8 protein-coding genes are annotated in these 14,976 nt (G+C 67.9%); 2 read left to right on the forward strand and 6 right to left on the reverse strand.

The genetic code is table 11. The features are described from left to right. The first annotated feature begins 42 nt into the window (after window positions 1–42). Window positions 43–1,599 (forward strand): glycoside hydrolase family 36 protein, encoded by a 1,557-nt coding sequence (locus HNQ09_RS07830; RefSeq protein WP_184027622.1) that lies wholly within the window; start codon window positions 43–45, stop codon window positions 1,597–1,599. Window positions 1,600–1,739: 140 nt separating this feature from the next. On the opposite strand, the gene HNQ09_RS07835 is transcribed toward HNQ09_RS07830, so the two are convergent. Next, window positions 1,740–3,365: an SIR2 family NAD-dependent protein deacylase gene (locus HNQ09_RS07835; protein ID WP_184027625.1), complete on the reverse strand. Its 1,626-nt coding sequence runs from the start codon at window positions 3,363–3,365 to the stop codon at window positions 1,740–1,742. Window positions 3,366–3,469: 104 nt separating this feature from the next. Here HNQ09_RS07835 and rnhA point away from each other — a divergent pair, with 104 nt between their 5' ends. Further along, complete coding sequence (gene rnhA, locus HNQ09_RS07840; protein ID WP_425485867.1) at window positions 3,470–3,928, forward strand: ribonuclease HI; 459 nt, start codon at window positions 3,470–3,472, stop codon at window positions 3,926–3,928. On the opposite strand, the gene HNQ09_RS07845 is transcribed toward rnhA, so the two are convergent. From HNQ09_RS07845 to HNQ09_RS07865, 5 genes are all read right to left on the reverse strand, one after another. Next, the gene (locus tag HNQ09_RS07845; RefSeq protein ID WP_184027631.1) at window positions 3,902–5,485 is read right to left on the reverse strand and encodes an NADAR family protein; all 1,584 of its coding nucleotides are present in this window, start codon (window positions 5,483–5,485) and stop codon (window positions 3,902–3,904) included. The two genes, rnhA and HNQ09_RS07845, sit on opposite strands and share 27 nt — an antisense overlap. Before the next feature lie 635 nt (window positions 5,486–6,120). Continuing rightward, entirely contained in the window at window positions 6,121–7,854 is a 1,734-nt protein-coding gene (locus tag HNQ09_RS07850; RefSeq protein ID WP_184027634.1) for a hypothetical protein, read from the reverse strand. A 92-nt stretch (window positions 7,855–7,946) separates the two neighbouring features. Then, window positions 7,947–8,468, reverse strand: a complete 522-nt coding sequence (locus tag HNQ09_RS07855) for a hypothetical protein (RefSeq protein WP_184027637.1) — start codon at window positions 8,466–8,468, stop codon at window positions 7,947–7,949. Further along, on the reverse strand, window positions 8,465–9,763 hold the full coding sequence (locus HNQ09_RS07860) for a hypothetical protein (protein ID WP_184027639.1): 1,299 nt from the start codon (window positions 9,761–9,763) through the stop codon (window positions 8,465–8,467). Before HNQ09_RS07860 ends, HNQ09_RS07855 begins: the two co-directional genes overlap by 4 nt. After that, window positions 9,760–14,925: a RecQ family ATP-dependent DNA helicase gene (locus HNQ09_RS07865; RefSeq protein ID WP_184027642.1), complete on the reverse strand. Its 5,166-nt coding sequence runs from the start codon at window positions 14,923–14,925 to the stop codon at window positions 9,760–9,762. Before HNQ09_RS07865 ends, HNQ09_RS07860 begins: the two co-directional genes overlap by 4 nt. Window positions 14,926–14,976 lie beyond the last annotated feature (51 nt).

Raw genomic sequence — 14,976 nt, forward strand, 5'->3', positions numbered from 1 at the left:
CCTCCCGCTGTTTTTTTTCTTGATCTTCCCCGGAGCTTGACCATGACCGACACCAACACGCACCGCTGGACCCTGCCTATCGTCCCGGACACTCTGCGCGTTTTGACCAACGGCTACCAGTCCTGGAGCGAAGCGGAGTTGCGACCTCTGACCGACACGCCCAGACAGGCGCTGTTCCAATGGATGACCGACCAGGGCCAGGACCCCGCCTTTCCGCCCAGCGATCAGGCGGGCGTCTGGCGCAGCCACACCCTGATTGCCCTGCTCCGTCCGGACGGCAGCGGCTGGGTTGGCTGCCTGAGGGACGCCACGCGCACCTTCGCGCACTGGGAGGTTCGTGCTGGCACCAGCAGTGTGGACGTGACCTGCGTCCTGGAAGGCGCCGACGCCGACGTGGCTTTCGAGGAAACGGCGGACGTGCAGACAACCCTGGAGCAGCTCAGCGGTGAACTGGGCCGCGCGATGGGTGCCCGGACGCCGGCACCGCTGCGCGTCTGGTGCTCCTGGTACTCCTACTACCGTGACATCACTCTGGACACCATGCTGAAAAATGCCCGGCTCGCCCACGAGCACGGCCTGCCGTTCGATGTCTTTCAGCTGGACGACGGCTTTCAGGCGGACCTGGGCGACTGGTTCGAACCCAGTTCCTGGTTTGGCGGCCACGCCAAGGACCTGCCCGCTCAGCTGAGGGAGCTCGGCTTCCGGGCTGGACTGTGGCTGGCCCCGTTCCTGGTGGGGCCTGAATCCAAACTGCGTGCGGCCCACCCGGAGTGGCTGCTTCAAGCGGAGGACGGAACGCCGCTGCTGTTCGGCAACAACTGGGGTGGCCCCTACCACGCCCTGGACACCACCCACCCGGAGGCCCTCGCCTGGCTGCGGGACCTGGCGGCCACCTGCCGCACTTGGGGGTACGACTACCTGAAAGTTGACTTCCTGTACGCCGGGTCGCATCCCGGCAAGCGGCATGACCCGGCGGTGAGCCGCGCGGAAGCGTACCGGATGGGGTTGCAGGCGCTCCGCGATGGCTTCGGGGAGGACGGCTTCCTGCTGGGGTGTGGCGCGCCCCTGGCGAGCAGCATCGGGCTCGTGGATGCCATGCGGACCGGGCCGGACGTCACGCCCTTCTGGGATGACGAGGCGCGGCGCGTGTTGCTGGGCGACGGCGCCGTACCCAGCGCCCGCAGCGCCCTGCACACCGCACTGACCCGTTGGTATCAGCACACCTGGTACCAGCCGGACCCGGACGTGATGATCGCCCGGCGTGAACGCAGCCTTCTCAACGACCATGAGCGGGGCGCCCTGCTGGGTTTGCTGGACGTGATGGGTGGCCTGCGGGCCAGCAGTGACCCCATGGAGTTGCTGGACGAGGTGGGGCTGGAGCTGCTGCGGCGCAGCCTGGATCTCAGCACCCCTGACCGCCCCCGCACCCTCACGGAAAGTTATGGAGGCGCCGTGACTCACTTCACTCGCGGCACCTTCAATCTGCTGAATACTGCCGTATCGGGCCTGGGCGCCCACAGCTACAGTGGTGTTCCCGTTCCCGAGGAGGACCTGCCCTCCCAGCCTGTGGCCGCCGACCTGCGGGAAGTTCATGCCTAAAGGGCGTCTGAGAAACCTCAGGGTGCACTTTTGGCCAGGCGAGTGCGCCTTGGTTCACGGGGGTCCTCCTCCGCTTGATGCACCGGGTGAGAAGGGTAGTCCAGGTACGTCGCCGACTGATCAGTACGGAGGTTCTCGTATCAAGCCAGCGGGTGCTCACGGCGCTGGAGAAGCTCCAGCAACCTTCTTACCCCGGCCGCGGCCGTTCGGTATTCAACGGCCGCCACGCCCTGATGGTCCCCATGCACGTACCGGTTCCGCACGTATCGCGCCCGCTCGTACTCGGCGATTTCGTCCTCACCCCATACTTCTCGTCGGAGCGCCTCATCCATGAGGGCACGCAGGCGAACGTTCTGGGACGAGGCATTGTCGGCCCCGTGCAGGAGGCGCCGCAGCAGCGATTCGATGAGTCCAACACCGAGCACCAACGCCGAGGCGTATTCCGCATTGGCGTACAGACGCTCGAATTCGGCACGCATGTCCTCATTGAGGCGAGGCTGGACACGTTGAATGGCTCGGACGAGGGCCTGCGCAGACGCCTGCACTGACTCCTCCTTGTCCAAGTCGACCATGACCATAGGCAAGTCTGGGAAAGGAGAGCGACTGGCGCTGTGGGTCGTCACCAATATCACCTTGACGCCCTCCTGGCCCCAGGTCAGCTTGACCGCCGCTTCCCCCCACGAGGTCGAGATGTCCACAATGACAATCTGCGCCCGCCGCACGAGCATCTCCAGCTTCGCGATGATCTGATCACCCGGCGCCACAACGTCGTCGGCCGTGAGAGGTACCAGCCCCTCCTGTGCTACCAGGGGAAACACGTAGTCCCGGTAGAACCATTGGTGGCTGTTCGGGAACTCAAAAAAGCAGATGTTGTTGGCGGTATTTTCAGGTAGGCGCAGTTGACCGGCCGAGTCGTCGGTCCGGTATGTACTGCGCTGTGCGAGCTTTTCCAGCAAGTAACGGTGCAACTCGTCAAATACCTGTGCCAGCAAGTCGCCGTACGCCCCGGCCTCGTCGATATTGATGACCGTGACGCCACGTCTGGCGTACCGCGCAACTTCAGTCGGCGAGGCGCGCACGATCAGCGCGTACGCGGGGCGGCGTAGCGTCCCCAATCGCTCAGTGACCACGCGCCAGATCAGTCGGAAGTCGGGATCGTCGAGGCTATACCCCACCAGTACAGCCGTGCGGCTGATCAGCAGATTGGCAAGGTACGTCGCCATGAGGGGGCGCTGCACGACGAACTTCTCGTAGTCGTCCTCGGTTGCCACGAGATGCGCCGGGTGATTGACGTCACCATGAAGTTTCAGGATGTTCGTGACCCCACGGGACACACCGATGGCCAGCTGGTACTCGTCCAGAATGGGATGATGAGGACGCTGGAGTTGGGCGTACTGCTGCTCGAGCAGAAAGTCGAAATTGGTCGTGACGACTACGTCGAACCCGAGGGTGCAGAATGACCGATGGGCTTCGCCAGGTCGCGCGTCATTCACGCGGATCATCTCGCGCAGTCGTTCGACCAGCACCACGCGAGAAAAACGGTGCGCGAACGCGGAAATGTTTTCAAGTGCGTTGTCGCAAGCCTGCTCCCCGAGGTGCCGGCCCATCTCTCGCCCTAGCCCGGCCCAGTCGGGGATGGCCTGACCGTCGGGTGTGACGGCGTTCCGGGACAGGCCAGCCCCCACGATAGGCAACCAGCGGTTATCCACCAGATCTTGTAACAGGGTTTCTGGAAAGTAGCGGTCGAGCAGTGGAAAGTCGGGCATAGGCGCGCTCGCCTATCGTATCGCCTGCCAACAAGGTGTGTGGGCCATCCTCGCTGGCGTTCTACATTGAAAACCCCATGCCCACTTCGCCTCGTCCTACTGCCGTGCGCCTCGTGACCGATGGGGCGTGCTCGGGCAACCCTGGCCCGGGCGGCTGGGCCTGCCTTCTTTCCAGCGGGACCCATACCCGCGAGCTCTGGGGTGGTGAGGCTCAGACCACCAACAACCGCATGGAACTCACGGCCCTCCTGGAAGGGTTGCGTGCCCTCAAGCGCCCCTGCCAGGTCCACGTTGTCAGCGACTCCCGGTACGTCATCGACGCCTTCGAGCAGGGCTGGCTCGCTGGCTGGCAGGCCAAGGGCTGGAAGAAGGTCAAAAACCCCGACCTGTGGCGGGCCGTTGCCGAGGCCGCCCTGGGACACACCCTCACCTTCGAGTGGGTGCAGGGACACGCCGGCCATCCTGAGAACGAACGTGCCGATCAACTCGCCGTGCGGGCCCGCGATGAGGCCGCCAAGCAGCCGCCTGTCCCCCGGTCAGGTCCCGTCGGCGGGCTCTTCTGAGCGGCGCTCGAAGAGGGGTCCTCCCCTCGTCGTGACGGGTACGAGGATGCCCCTTCCCCGAACAAGTGGCCCCTGCACGGCCGCTTTCCCCACGCAACTCACTGTCGCTTCAACACCCCCCGGGTGCGCGCAGCCCAGGAAACCGGGCCAGATGGACGGCACGGCGAAGACACACGAGAAGCAGCGGTCGCCCGCCATTCGCGCTGCCCGGGTGGCGAGTTGCCCCCGCAACAGAGTTAACGCTGCCAATCCCTTCCGGCCCTGCACCCCGACCAACAACGGGTCGAACACCTCGGGGTCTGCCAAGAGCAAGGGAAGGGTGCCGATCAGCCGCTCGGCGCGGTCCTCCCGGTAGGCGAAGCGCAATACGTCCCGCGCCACCGTATCTCGCAGGGTCAGCCAGTCTGGGCGTTGTGGGGCACGGCGGGCCAGGCGGACCGCCGCCCCAGGTGCCGTGACCCGCGCCAGTTGCTGGCGGACCTCGTCATCCAGGGTCTGCGCCGCCAGAAATGCGCTGCCCACACTCGCGAAGGTCTGCCCCCGCAAACGGACCGGCGCCGGTGCCCACACGCTCAGAAACTCGAAGGTGAACGACGTCAACCGGCCGGGAGCTTTGGGACGTCGGATCGGGGAGGAAGCCCGCGGCCGTACGCTCTTCTCGCGTACGGCATGACCTGACCGTTTGCCCCCGGTTCGTTCTAGAGAAGGAGAACTGGCCTTGGGAAAGTCTTCCTTCGCTGGTGCGGCCCCGAGCGCCTGCCGTCTGGCCTCACGCAATGCGCCCAGAGTGGGGGCCGCCACCGGGCCGAGCAGGTCGAGGACCGTCTCCCCCCATCCGGGCCGGATGACCGCTGCCCCCGCCCGCCAGTGGCCCTCGGCCAGCGCCCGGGCTGGGTCACTCGCGATGCCTGGAGGCACGACCCGTACGGTGACGTGCACCTCGCAGCCCGCCGCCCGCAAGTGGCGCAGGGTCTCCGTCTGCGTGACCGTCAGGGTCAGTGGGGCTCCAGAGGTAGCCTCAGTCCGGCTGCGGCGCTTGACCTCCACGACCACGGGGCGCCTGTCCCCCTGCGCGAGGACGTCGACATTCGTAAACGCGCCCGGCTCGGCGGCTGCCACGTATTCCACGTAGTAGGCCTCGACGAGCGCCGCGAGCAGGTCGCCAACCGGGACTGTGCGCCAGCGGGACGTGTCCGCGATTAAGGGGGCACTGGGCAGGAGGACCCGCTGAGCAGGTCGTGGCGCACCGGGGACGAGACAAGGCTGCCCGCGCACCATGGTGACCTGCAACGGCCACGCCGTGAAAGTGAGGGCCTGGTCATCCACGGCCCACTGAAGGAGGGTCACCCCGTGCAGTCCCTGGGCCACCTTGGCCAGAAGGCGGGCGTCGGGCGGGGGAAGGTCATGTGGGGAAGTGGGCGCGAAGGCGAGCCAGGTCCAGTCGCGGGGCTGGGTGAGCACTTGCACGAGCAGGTCCTGCCGCCGGACGCGGCGACGCAGGGCCCAAAAGCCGAAGCCCGCTACATGGTGGCCCTCGGCGCGCAGGGTGTCCCTCACCGCGGTTTCGGTGACTAGTGCATCGAGATGAGCGCGGTCCGGGGACGCCAGGCTCAGGAGAGCAGCGACTGTGCCGTTCACGCCCACCAGGATGCCAGGTGGAGGGGGCTGTCAGGCGCGCGCATCACGCACCTCAAGCCGAAGAAGCTGCAGGCAGGGGACTGAGGAACGCTCAAGGTACAAGGGAATTCTCCCCTTCGACTGTTCGCCACGCTGGCGTTATTTGGAAAACCAGAGCAATTTTGTGCGAGAACTGTTCCTCAGCAGGAGAGAGGGTCGTGTGAGCAAAGGAATAACGGATTGCTCTATGACTCAAGTTGCAGTTTAGTAATGATTACAGAGGACATTTTTCAGCAGTCCACATTGTGTAGCTGTCTTTCAAAGAAAGAAGCCTTGTAGGACACGGTGAGTGTAGGCGGTGCAGACCGCCTCCGCACGCGCAGCCAGCTGGGAGGTGACCAGTGCAGGCTGGGCGAAGGGGAGTCATGACCTGCTGTTTGCGTTCCTTCCGGAGAGGCAATCGTGGAGGCTTGCGCCGCCTCCCAGTCTTCCGGGTCTCCTGCTTAACGAGGTCAGGTCTGCCAGCAGATGAGCCCTGGCCCGGCCACTTTCCCTCCAGGGGTTCCGGGCCACGCTCACCAGCCGAGTCCCTCGACGGCCCACGCCCAAGGGCTGCCCAGGGTGGGCACGTAGTCCACTGTCCGCGTTGCCACTGGACAGCCAGGTGCCTCAACAGTAAGGGTGACCGTGCGAGGCTCGGCCACATCCGGCAGGCGCAACGGCGCGACTAGCAAACCCCCGCCCGGCCAGGGGTACTGCCGCGAGACGCTCCCACTGTGTGCCGCCTCATGCACCGTCAGGGCGCTGCCCCGTGGCGCTTGCCCCAGAACCCGGACAGCGTTGCCCGCGACGCAAACGTCGGACAAGACGATGGTCGCAGCGTAGTCGACGGCGAGGACGCGTCGCCATTCCCGGCGCACTTGCACTTCCAGAACGATGCGGTCGTCGCCTGCAGGCGCTTGGCGCGCGAGCGCGGTCAGCGTGGGGTGCGGGTTGACTGGAGCGTCCGGAGCCGACTCGAGCAGGACGCGCGGCCGGATGGAGCGGGCCGGAAGGTGGGGCGGCCGCAGCCAGCAAACGCGCAGCGCCTCGAGGTCACGTGCGTCGTGGACGCGCTCCACTTGGCCCCCCTCCGCATCCACCAGCCGGGCTCCAATGCTGGCGGCGGTCACGTCGAGTTCGACCCTCAGGTCCTCATCGAGAGTCAGGGCCACCCGGGTGGTTGCGGGGACGTACCGCTCGCCGCGCTTCTCCCAGTGGGGGTGCCAGCGGAAGGGGGCGAAGCGCCCGTCTTCCGTCTGAACGCGCCCGACGTGCCACTCACCCTCGATGAGGGGGCCGCGGGGCGTGGGCAGGGACCACGAGAGGGGTGGGAGGACGGTCACGGAGGCCTCCGCCCCGCGTTCGCCGTGAGACCAGGTGACGGCGCGGTAAGCCCCGGGAGGGACATCCTCAAAGATGGCCGCGCCGTTGCGGACAGGCACACGCTGGCCGAGGGGCACGAGCTCGACCTCCAGGTCCAGGGCCGCGGGGGGGGCCGTGACGCGCACGACGACCGCTTGGCCCGCCGGGTGGTAGCCGTCGGCGAGCCGCACCTGCACCCCGGGGGCGCGGGCAACCGTGCGCGTCGCCTGCCGCAGCCGCACCCAGTGCCGCAAGCTGGGGCGTAGACGTCCCAGCAGATCGCGCAGGGCGTGCTCAGACTTGTGGTGCAGGAAGGCGACGACGTTGGGCTCGCCCACGAGCACCCCGTTCTGCTCGAGGTGTTCGCTGAGGGCACGGTACGGGAGGCGGACGAGAGTGGGATCCGTGGCGAGCAAATGGTCGACGATGCCGGTGAGGGGACGGAAGAGGCGGTCGTAGGTGGCCGCCTGCCGCAGCGTCGCCTCATCGATGACCCCGAGTGCGTTTCTCAGGCGTTCGGGCGTGACGGTCTTGCCGGGGAAAATTTCAAAGTACCGCGCGAAGAGCGCGATGAGCTGTGGCGCGCCCAACGTGCGGTAGCCCCAGCTGTCTCGGATCGCCTGCACGAATTCCCGCCGGTCACGCTCGACGCCGTAGGACATGTGGCAGTGGGCGCGGGTGCGTGGGTCACTGTGCAGCACGGTCCACAACGCGTCGTAGCGCGTCTTCATGTTGGAGGGCTGCTCCAGGCCGAGTTCCTCGTGAAAGTTGGGCCAGAACTGGGTGTCGTTCTCAGGTACCTCGCGGTAGAAGGTGTAGCCGCGCAGATACGCCAGGAACAAGCGGCAGGTCGTCGGGTCGGCCGCCCAGGTGGGGGAATCGCGCCGCCACAGTCGCCGGACCACCTCGCCCAGTCGGCGGTACTCGTCAACCGAGACGAACAGGTCGATAGGTCCCTGCTGCTCGAACCGCTCGAGGAGGGCTTCACGCCAGTCGGTCACCCGGCGTCCTCCAGGCGCGTGACTTCAAGCCATCGCAGCATCACCCACTGCATCACGAGCGTACGGCGCAGCCCCTCCAGGTGGCGAGCGTCGGGGGCCGCGTCCGAATCGGTGAGAACCCCGTGCACTTCCGTCTGCCACGCGCGCAGCACCTCGCCGACCTCCACATCGGGGACGGTGAGGGCGGCGTGGGTCTCGTCAAGCTCCTCAAGAGTGAAGGCGAGCGGCTCGGCGAACTCGGCCCGCCAGAACCCTGGGGCATAGACGCGGCGGCGCAGCGCCTCGAGCTGGGCGCGCACTGTGGTGCTCCGCTCGGCGTCATGGGCCGCGCCGCGCAGCCGCTCGTTCTCGGCCCGCGCCTCTGCGAGCGCTTGGCGTAGCCGCGCCACTTCTGCGGTCTGGTCGATCTCGGCGCCCAGCGCGTCGAGAGCAGTTGCGGCGGCGTTCAAGTGCCACCGCAACTCTGCGAGGCGTGCCTCGGTCTTGATGTCCTCGGGCGTGGAGGCATCGAACTTCATGCGTTCCCCCCGAGAAGCTGCGAGTGCACCCGGGCGACCAATTGCCGAAGCTGCGTTTCCTGCTGCTGGGAGCGCAGGCGCAGGTAGCGGTCGGCGGCGGTGTTCGCCCCGTCTTCGAGCAGGCGCTCCGCACCGACGAGGAGGACGCCGCGCCGCGCGCCCGTGAGACGCGCGAGGTTCGTGGCGCGCGCGAGGCGCGGGTCGTCCAGGTTCCCCCGCGCGTAGGCGCGGTACATGCTGAACAGGTCCGCCAGGCGCTCAGCGGGGTCGTTGCCGAGCGCGGCGTAGTTGATCACGAGCGCCCCGGTGAACTGCGCGTCCAGGTCGGGTGGACGAGCAGGGGGCGCGGCCCTGCGCTGCGCGGCCAGGGTGTGCCGAAGCTGTTCAAGTTCTGCGGCCTGGCGCTGGCGGGTTCCCTCCGACTCGTGGCGCACCCGCGCGATGCGCTGCTGTAACTCCGCAACCGTCCGCTGATGCGTCTCTGTGGCTTGCGCGAGTGCGGCCTGGAGGGCGGTGTTCGCTGCTTCACGTTGCTCCACAAGTTGCCCGTGCGCCGCGCCAAGCTGATCTTGGAGCGTTCTGATCTCATCTTGTGCGGCGGCCATCCGCTGGTTCGCGTCGTTCTTCACGGCCGACAGGGCCTGCTCCGCTTCCATCCTCGCTGCCTTCAGCGTCTGCTCTGCTCCCGCATTCACTGCGGCGAACTCGCGCTGGAAGGTGAGGAGCGCCCCGGCCGCGTCACGCTTCGCCTGTTGCCGCTCCGCCTCGGCGCGGGCGAGTTCGGCCTCCAGCTCGGACGTGGCGGCATCCTGCTGTTCCTGGGCGGCCTTGGCCCGCTCGTCTGCCTGGGTGGCGGTGGCAAGCAGGCAGTCGGCAGGGCGCGCGTCGTCTCCCAGGAGACGTAGAGCGACGGTGAAGACGGCAGAGTCCACGCCTGATCTGAGTGCCTCTCCGTTCAACAGAGAGAGGAGAAGGGGGGCGTGCCGGTCAAGCCACCAGCCGACCATCCACTCAAGGAACCCGGGATGCTTTGTCCTGAGACGGTCGGCGGCGTTCACGACGTCCTGGTTCGTCACTTTGGCAAAGGCCTTGCCGGTAATCACCAGGGCGTCACGTCGCAGGTGGGGAAGCTTTTTGCTCCCCGCGTCGAAGTAACTGCGGAAGGCGTCTGCGAGGACCCGTGGAGCAGACGTGGTGAGGAGGGCGCGTAGGTCGTCGGTGGTTTCCGCGTGCACGACCTGGTGGATCAGGGCGTGACGGCGATCCTTGTCGAGGGTGTTCGGGGAGTCGCTCATATGACGGGTCTCTCGGGGCGGGTGGCACGGTCCTTGCGGCGGAGGTGGCGGCGGCCAGCGTCGTTGATCGCGAACGTGAAGCCAGCGCCGAAGGGTGTGGCGGTGACGAAGCCCTTATCCGCAGCGGCGCGCAGGGTTCGCTCGATCTCCTTGGCGGCGACGAACTCCAGGCGGCCAAAGTACAGGGAGCGCTGCTCGTACGGATGGAGAGTTCTCTGGAGGTCCTTACCCACGAAGCGGCGCACCTCACCGCGCAGCAACATGCTGATGCGTGTGGCCCCTTTGGCCGGGTACGCGCCCGTGTAGCCGCGGCGCTCATACTCGGCCTGGTCGTGCTCCAGAAACTCCAGCAGGGTGTCCTTAATGCGGTAGACGTCCTCGATGATGCTGACGCTTACCTGCGGGGCGAGCCCCCAGGGGGTTTCATCCCGGTTGCACACATGGCAGCAGGTCGCGCGATCGACGCGGGCGGGCATCGCCTCGCCGAAGAGTTCGAGGAGGCGCCGGCGCCGGCAGATGGTGCTCCGCACGAAGGTCTGGAGACCTTCGAGGTTGCGGCGCTTGCGGGCGAGAAGATCTTCCACGATGCCGTCGAAGGCATCGAGGCTCGCACGCAGCGGCGTCACCTCCAAGGCCGGGCGGTGGGTGCTATACAGCAGTTCGAGGGGATGGTCCAGCGAGAGCCGGTACAGCGCCTTGTTCAGGGCGTCGGCGTCGGTGGAGGGGATGTCCGAGAGGTCGAGCTCGGCGGGGGTGCGGCCGGGGCGGTACCCCCGCTGCGCGACGAGGCGGCCGTGGTGGTCGCCGAGGTGCGCGGTGAGTTGCTCGATCGTCCACGCGCTGAGCAGGCGGATCTTTCCCACGCGGTACCCGGTATGGATAATCTCCGCGTCCTCAAGGGCAGCGAGGAGGGGGGACAGGTCGTCGGCCTCCAGCAGCTCGCCCGTGGTGAGCAGGGTGTTCACCTGCTCGATGAGAAGATCGGGGTACGCCGTGAGGCGCCCGTGGAGTGTGAGGAGGTCCATCAGGGCGACGGCGTGGGTCCGATCCGGCACGTCCTGCCCCGCGAGCCAGCGGTACAGGCTCCAGTCGCGCTGGTCGTGCAGGAGCAGCGCCCAGGCTGGCTTACCGTCGCGACCGGCGCGGCCAGCCTCCTGCACGTACGCGGGGAGGCTGCGCGGCGGGTTGAAGTGAATCACGGCGCGGACATTGGGCTTGTCGATGCCCATGCCGAAGGCGGTGGTGGCGACCATGACCCGCAGTTCGTCGCGCATGAACTGCTCCTGCACTTCCTTGCGCATCACTCCGGAGAGGCCAGCGTGGTACGCGCCGGCGGGAAAGCCCAGCGCGTCAAGGGCCTGCGCGAGGCGGCTGGCGGCGTTGCGCGTCGAGACGTAGACGATGGCGCTCCAGTTCGGGTCCTCCCTGCGCGACCCCAGCCAGGATAGGAGCTGGACGACGTGCTGGAGCTTCTCGACCGGGTCTCCGCCAGTGCGCTGTACGTAGTAGCCGAGGTTCTCGCGGTCCGACGGTGCGGTGACCGTCACGGGATCGCGCATCTGCAACTCGCCGGGCAGTTGCTCCCGCGTGTCCGGCGCGGCGGTGGCGGTGAGGGCGGTGACGTGGACCTCGGGCGCGGCGGCGCGCAGGACGTCCATGGCGCTGGAGTAGTCGGGGCGGAAGTCGTGCCCCCACTCGCTGAGGCAGTGCGCCTCGTCGAAGACCACCCGTCGCAGCCGGCCCTCGCGGGCGAGGTCGCGCAGAGTGTTCTTGAGGTCCTCGCTGCGGTTGACGCGCTCGGGGCTGACGTACAGCAGGTTGACCTCGCCGTGGCGGACGTCTTCGAGGATGCCGCGCTGCTCGGTGCCGGTGCGCGCCCCGTGGAGCGCCGCGGCGGGGACCCCCGCCTCGAGCAGGCCGTCGACCTGGTCCTGCATCAGCGCGACGAGCGGGCTAACTACCAGGGTGAGCGCGTCGTCGAGCAGCGCGGGCAGCTGGAAAGTCAGGCTTTTCCCGAACCCGGTGGGCAGGTAGACCAGCAGGTCGTGGCTTGCCAGAACGGCGTTCACCGCTTCACGCTGCTCGGCCTTGAGGCGCTTGCCATCCCAGAACAGGTCGAGCAGCGCGTCGAGCGCCTCCTCGCGCGTCAGCTCGCCAGCGCGGACACGCGCTCGAATGTCACGCAGCTGGGTGGTGGTCGCGTCGAGGAGTTCCCCGCGGGGCAGTTGCTCGCGGTCGACGCCCAGGATGCCCGCGACGAGGTCATAGAACGCCGCGCGGTCGGCGGGGCGGTGCAGGTGCCCAGCCTGCACCAGACTCTCGGGGAGGGAGCGGAATACCACCTCGCGGTAGGCCGCCTGCAGGATGCGCTTGTCCCACAGCACGAACGCGCCTTCGCCACCGGTGTTCCGGGAATCGCGGATGAGGCGCCCGAACGCTTGAGTGAAGGTGAGGAGCGCCTTGGGCAGGTAGAAGCCGTACCACGGGTCGATGTCGCTGCGCACGGCAAGGTCCTGGCGGGCGCGCAGCAGCGCGTCGGGCACCGGGAACGGAATACGCTCGAGGTTGACGACCTTGAGGTGCGGGAAGTCGACGCCCTCCATGAACGCGCGCGTGCCGAAGGCCACGCGCGGGCCACCCCTGGCCATCTCACGCGCGGCGTCCTCTCGGGCGACGCGCGTGAGCGGCACGATGGGCGTGAGGTGTTCGAGGCGCTCGCCAGCGCGTTTCATCCGCTCGCGGCTGGTGAACAGGCTGAGGCTGCGGTGGGTGTGCGGGAGGAACGCGTCGAGTTCGGCTCCATAGAGATCCTCAAAGCGCCGGAGATTCTCCGCCCGCGCGGCAGGTAGGTGCGCTGGGAAGAGGACGTGCGCCTTCTCGTACGGCAGGCCCTCGGGCAGCTCGAGCTCGGCCGTGCCCGCGGGCAGGCCGAGGGTGCGGCGAACGTACTTGAAGTCGCCGCCGGGCGCGAGGGTCGCGCTGGTGAGGGTGACGCTCGCGGCGTTCGCCCACACATCCTGCAAGCGCGGCGCGAGGTCCACGGGGCGCGCGGCGTGCTCCCAGCCGCGCCCCGGCGTCCACTCAGTGGTGTGGATGACCGCGAAGGGATCGGGGCGCCGCCGGGCGTAGAGCAGCTGGACAAGGGACTGGAAGTAGTCCAGCGCCGGGTGCATGCGAGCGTAGACGAGTTTGTGGGGCCGGAAGGTGTCGAGGGCATCGCGAAGGGCGCGCAGGGTGCCGATCAACTCGTCCTCAACGCGGCGCAGCCGCTGCCAGTCGGCCGTTTCGAGGAGGTGGGCCGTGACGACGAGTTCCAGGCCGAATGTCTCGTCGCCGGATTCGTAGTGCGCTTTGACGAACGCCGCGACCGCGGCGTCGTATTGCTCGAGGGCGCGCTGCGCGCGCGGCAGCAACTCGCCCCGCGCCTGACGCGCGAGGTCGCGCAGACCCTCGGGGATCTCGCGAGACAGCGCCCCGCGCCTCTTCGGGTCATGTAAGCGGCGCAGATGAAACCGGACGTGGTCGGCGCGGAATCGCTCCGCGAAAGCCTCGGTAGCCACATCCTCGAGGTTGTGCGCCTCGTCGACGACGAGGTGCGGGCGCGGCCGATCGGGCTGGTCACCCGGGTCAGCCATGGTCGCGAGCAGCCACGCCTGGTTCGTGACGATGACCTGCGCCGCCGCGCGCTGCGCCCGGTCGATCTGGTAGCCGCACAGGTGGACAAACGGGCAGGTGTCGCGGCAGCGTGCGGCGTGCGTTTCCACGGCGAGCTCAAGTTCCCGGAAGGCGTCGCTGAACTGCCACGCGCCCGGCAGCGCCTCGAGGTCGTAGTCGCCCTGATGCGCGAACGACGCGACGATCGCGTGCGCGCGGCGCACTGCAAGGTCTGCCTCCCTCGCGCCGTCCACGAGGGTCTCGGCGAGGGCGTCGAGGCAGATGTACTTCCGGGCGCTCTTGGCATTGACGGCGTTGGTGGCATAGGTGTGGGACCACCCGCGAAGCTCGTCGTACACCTGCTGCTGCAGCACCTTGGTGTGCGTAGCGATGATGACCTGCTCCTGCGGGTGGGTGGCGAGGTAGTGCTGGGCCGGGAACAGGTACCCCTTGGTCTTGCCCGTTCCGGTCGGTGCCTGGATGACGGCGGCGGGCACGGCGCCCTGGAGAACGTCGCACACGCGGCGTGCCATCTCCGCCTGGGGGGCGCGGATGGTCCCGTCCGTCTGGCGCTTCACCCGGAAGCTGCCAGCAAGCGTCCTCACCGCTCGCGCCGCCTCGGGCGCGTCCGGGTCCGCCGCAAGGACCTCCCGCACTCCCGTGAAGCTCACGTCACGCGTCTCCACAGCCCTGAGGAAGGCGGGGACCTCTATGTCGCGCACGCGGCCTTCCCGTACCGCCGCCTCGGTCCAAGCGGGAAACAGGGTGTCTACGCCTGGGAAAGACTCGCCAGCGCTGCGCACGCGCGGCACCGCCGCGGGAACGCGCAGGTAGTCCATTAGGGCGTCCTCGCCCAGGGGGTCGGCTGGGAAGAAGCGTGCGGCGTCGACTTGCAAGCGCGACCACAGGCGGCGCGTGGCCTGCGGAACGTCCTCGCGCAGCAAGGCGTGAAAGACTTTCTGGTTGGCGATGACATCGGCGTGCGCGCGGTGGGCCCCCTCGAGCGGCTCGCCCAACAGGAACTCGTGCAGGTCGCCGAGTTGGTGGCTAGCGAGCCGCGCCGCGCGGCCGTCCGGGCGCCTCGCGTCCCGCAGGACCGGCAGAACCAGCCGCGCGAGCCACATGGTGTCGACTCCCTGACCGTCCTTCGCCGCCTCGGGGACGGGCAGGCCAGCGGCCTCAAGGGCACGCCGCAGGACCGGCAGGTCGTAGGTGTGGATGTTGTGCCCGGCGAGCTCGGCGTCGCCCACATAGGCGAGAAACGCCGCGAGTTGCCCCCGGGGCTCACGCTTCTCGCAGTCGTACTCATCGCGCGGGATGTGCGTGATCTTGTAGGTCTTGTCTGGAACAGGAGATGTGGTCGCGAGGTAGGCGTGGAAGGGCGGGTGGCCGTCCCGGACGGCGGCGATCTCCACGATCTCTGCCTCCTCGACCTTCTCCGAGGTGGTCTCCACGTCGAAGAACACCAGCAGCCGCGCTGGTGCGCTTACGTCGACGTTGCTCTGCACTCCACCAGCCTAGCGCCCTCGCCATGTTCGTGTGGCGCAAATGAGGCGTCG

The sequence above is a fragment of the Deinococcus budaensis genome (assembly GCF_014201885.1).
Classification (GTDB): Bacteria; Deinococcota; Deinococci; order Deinococcales; family Deinococcaceae; genus Deinococcus; species Deinococcus budaensis.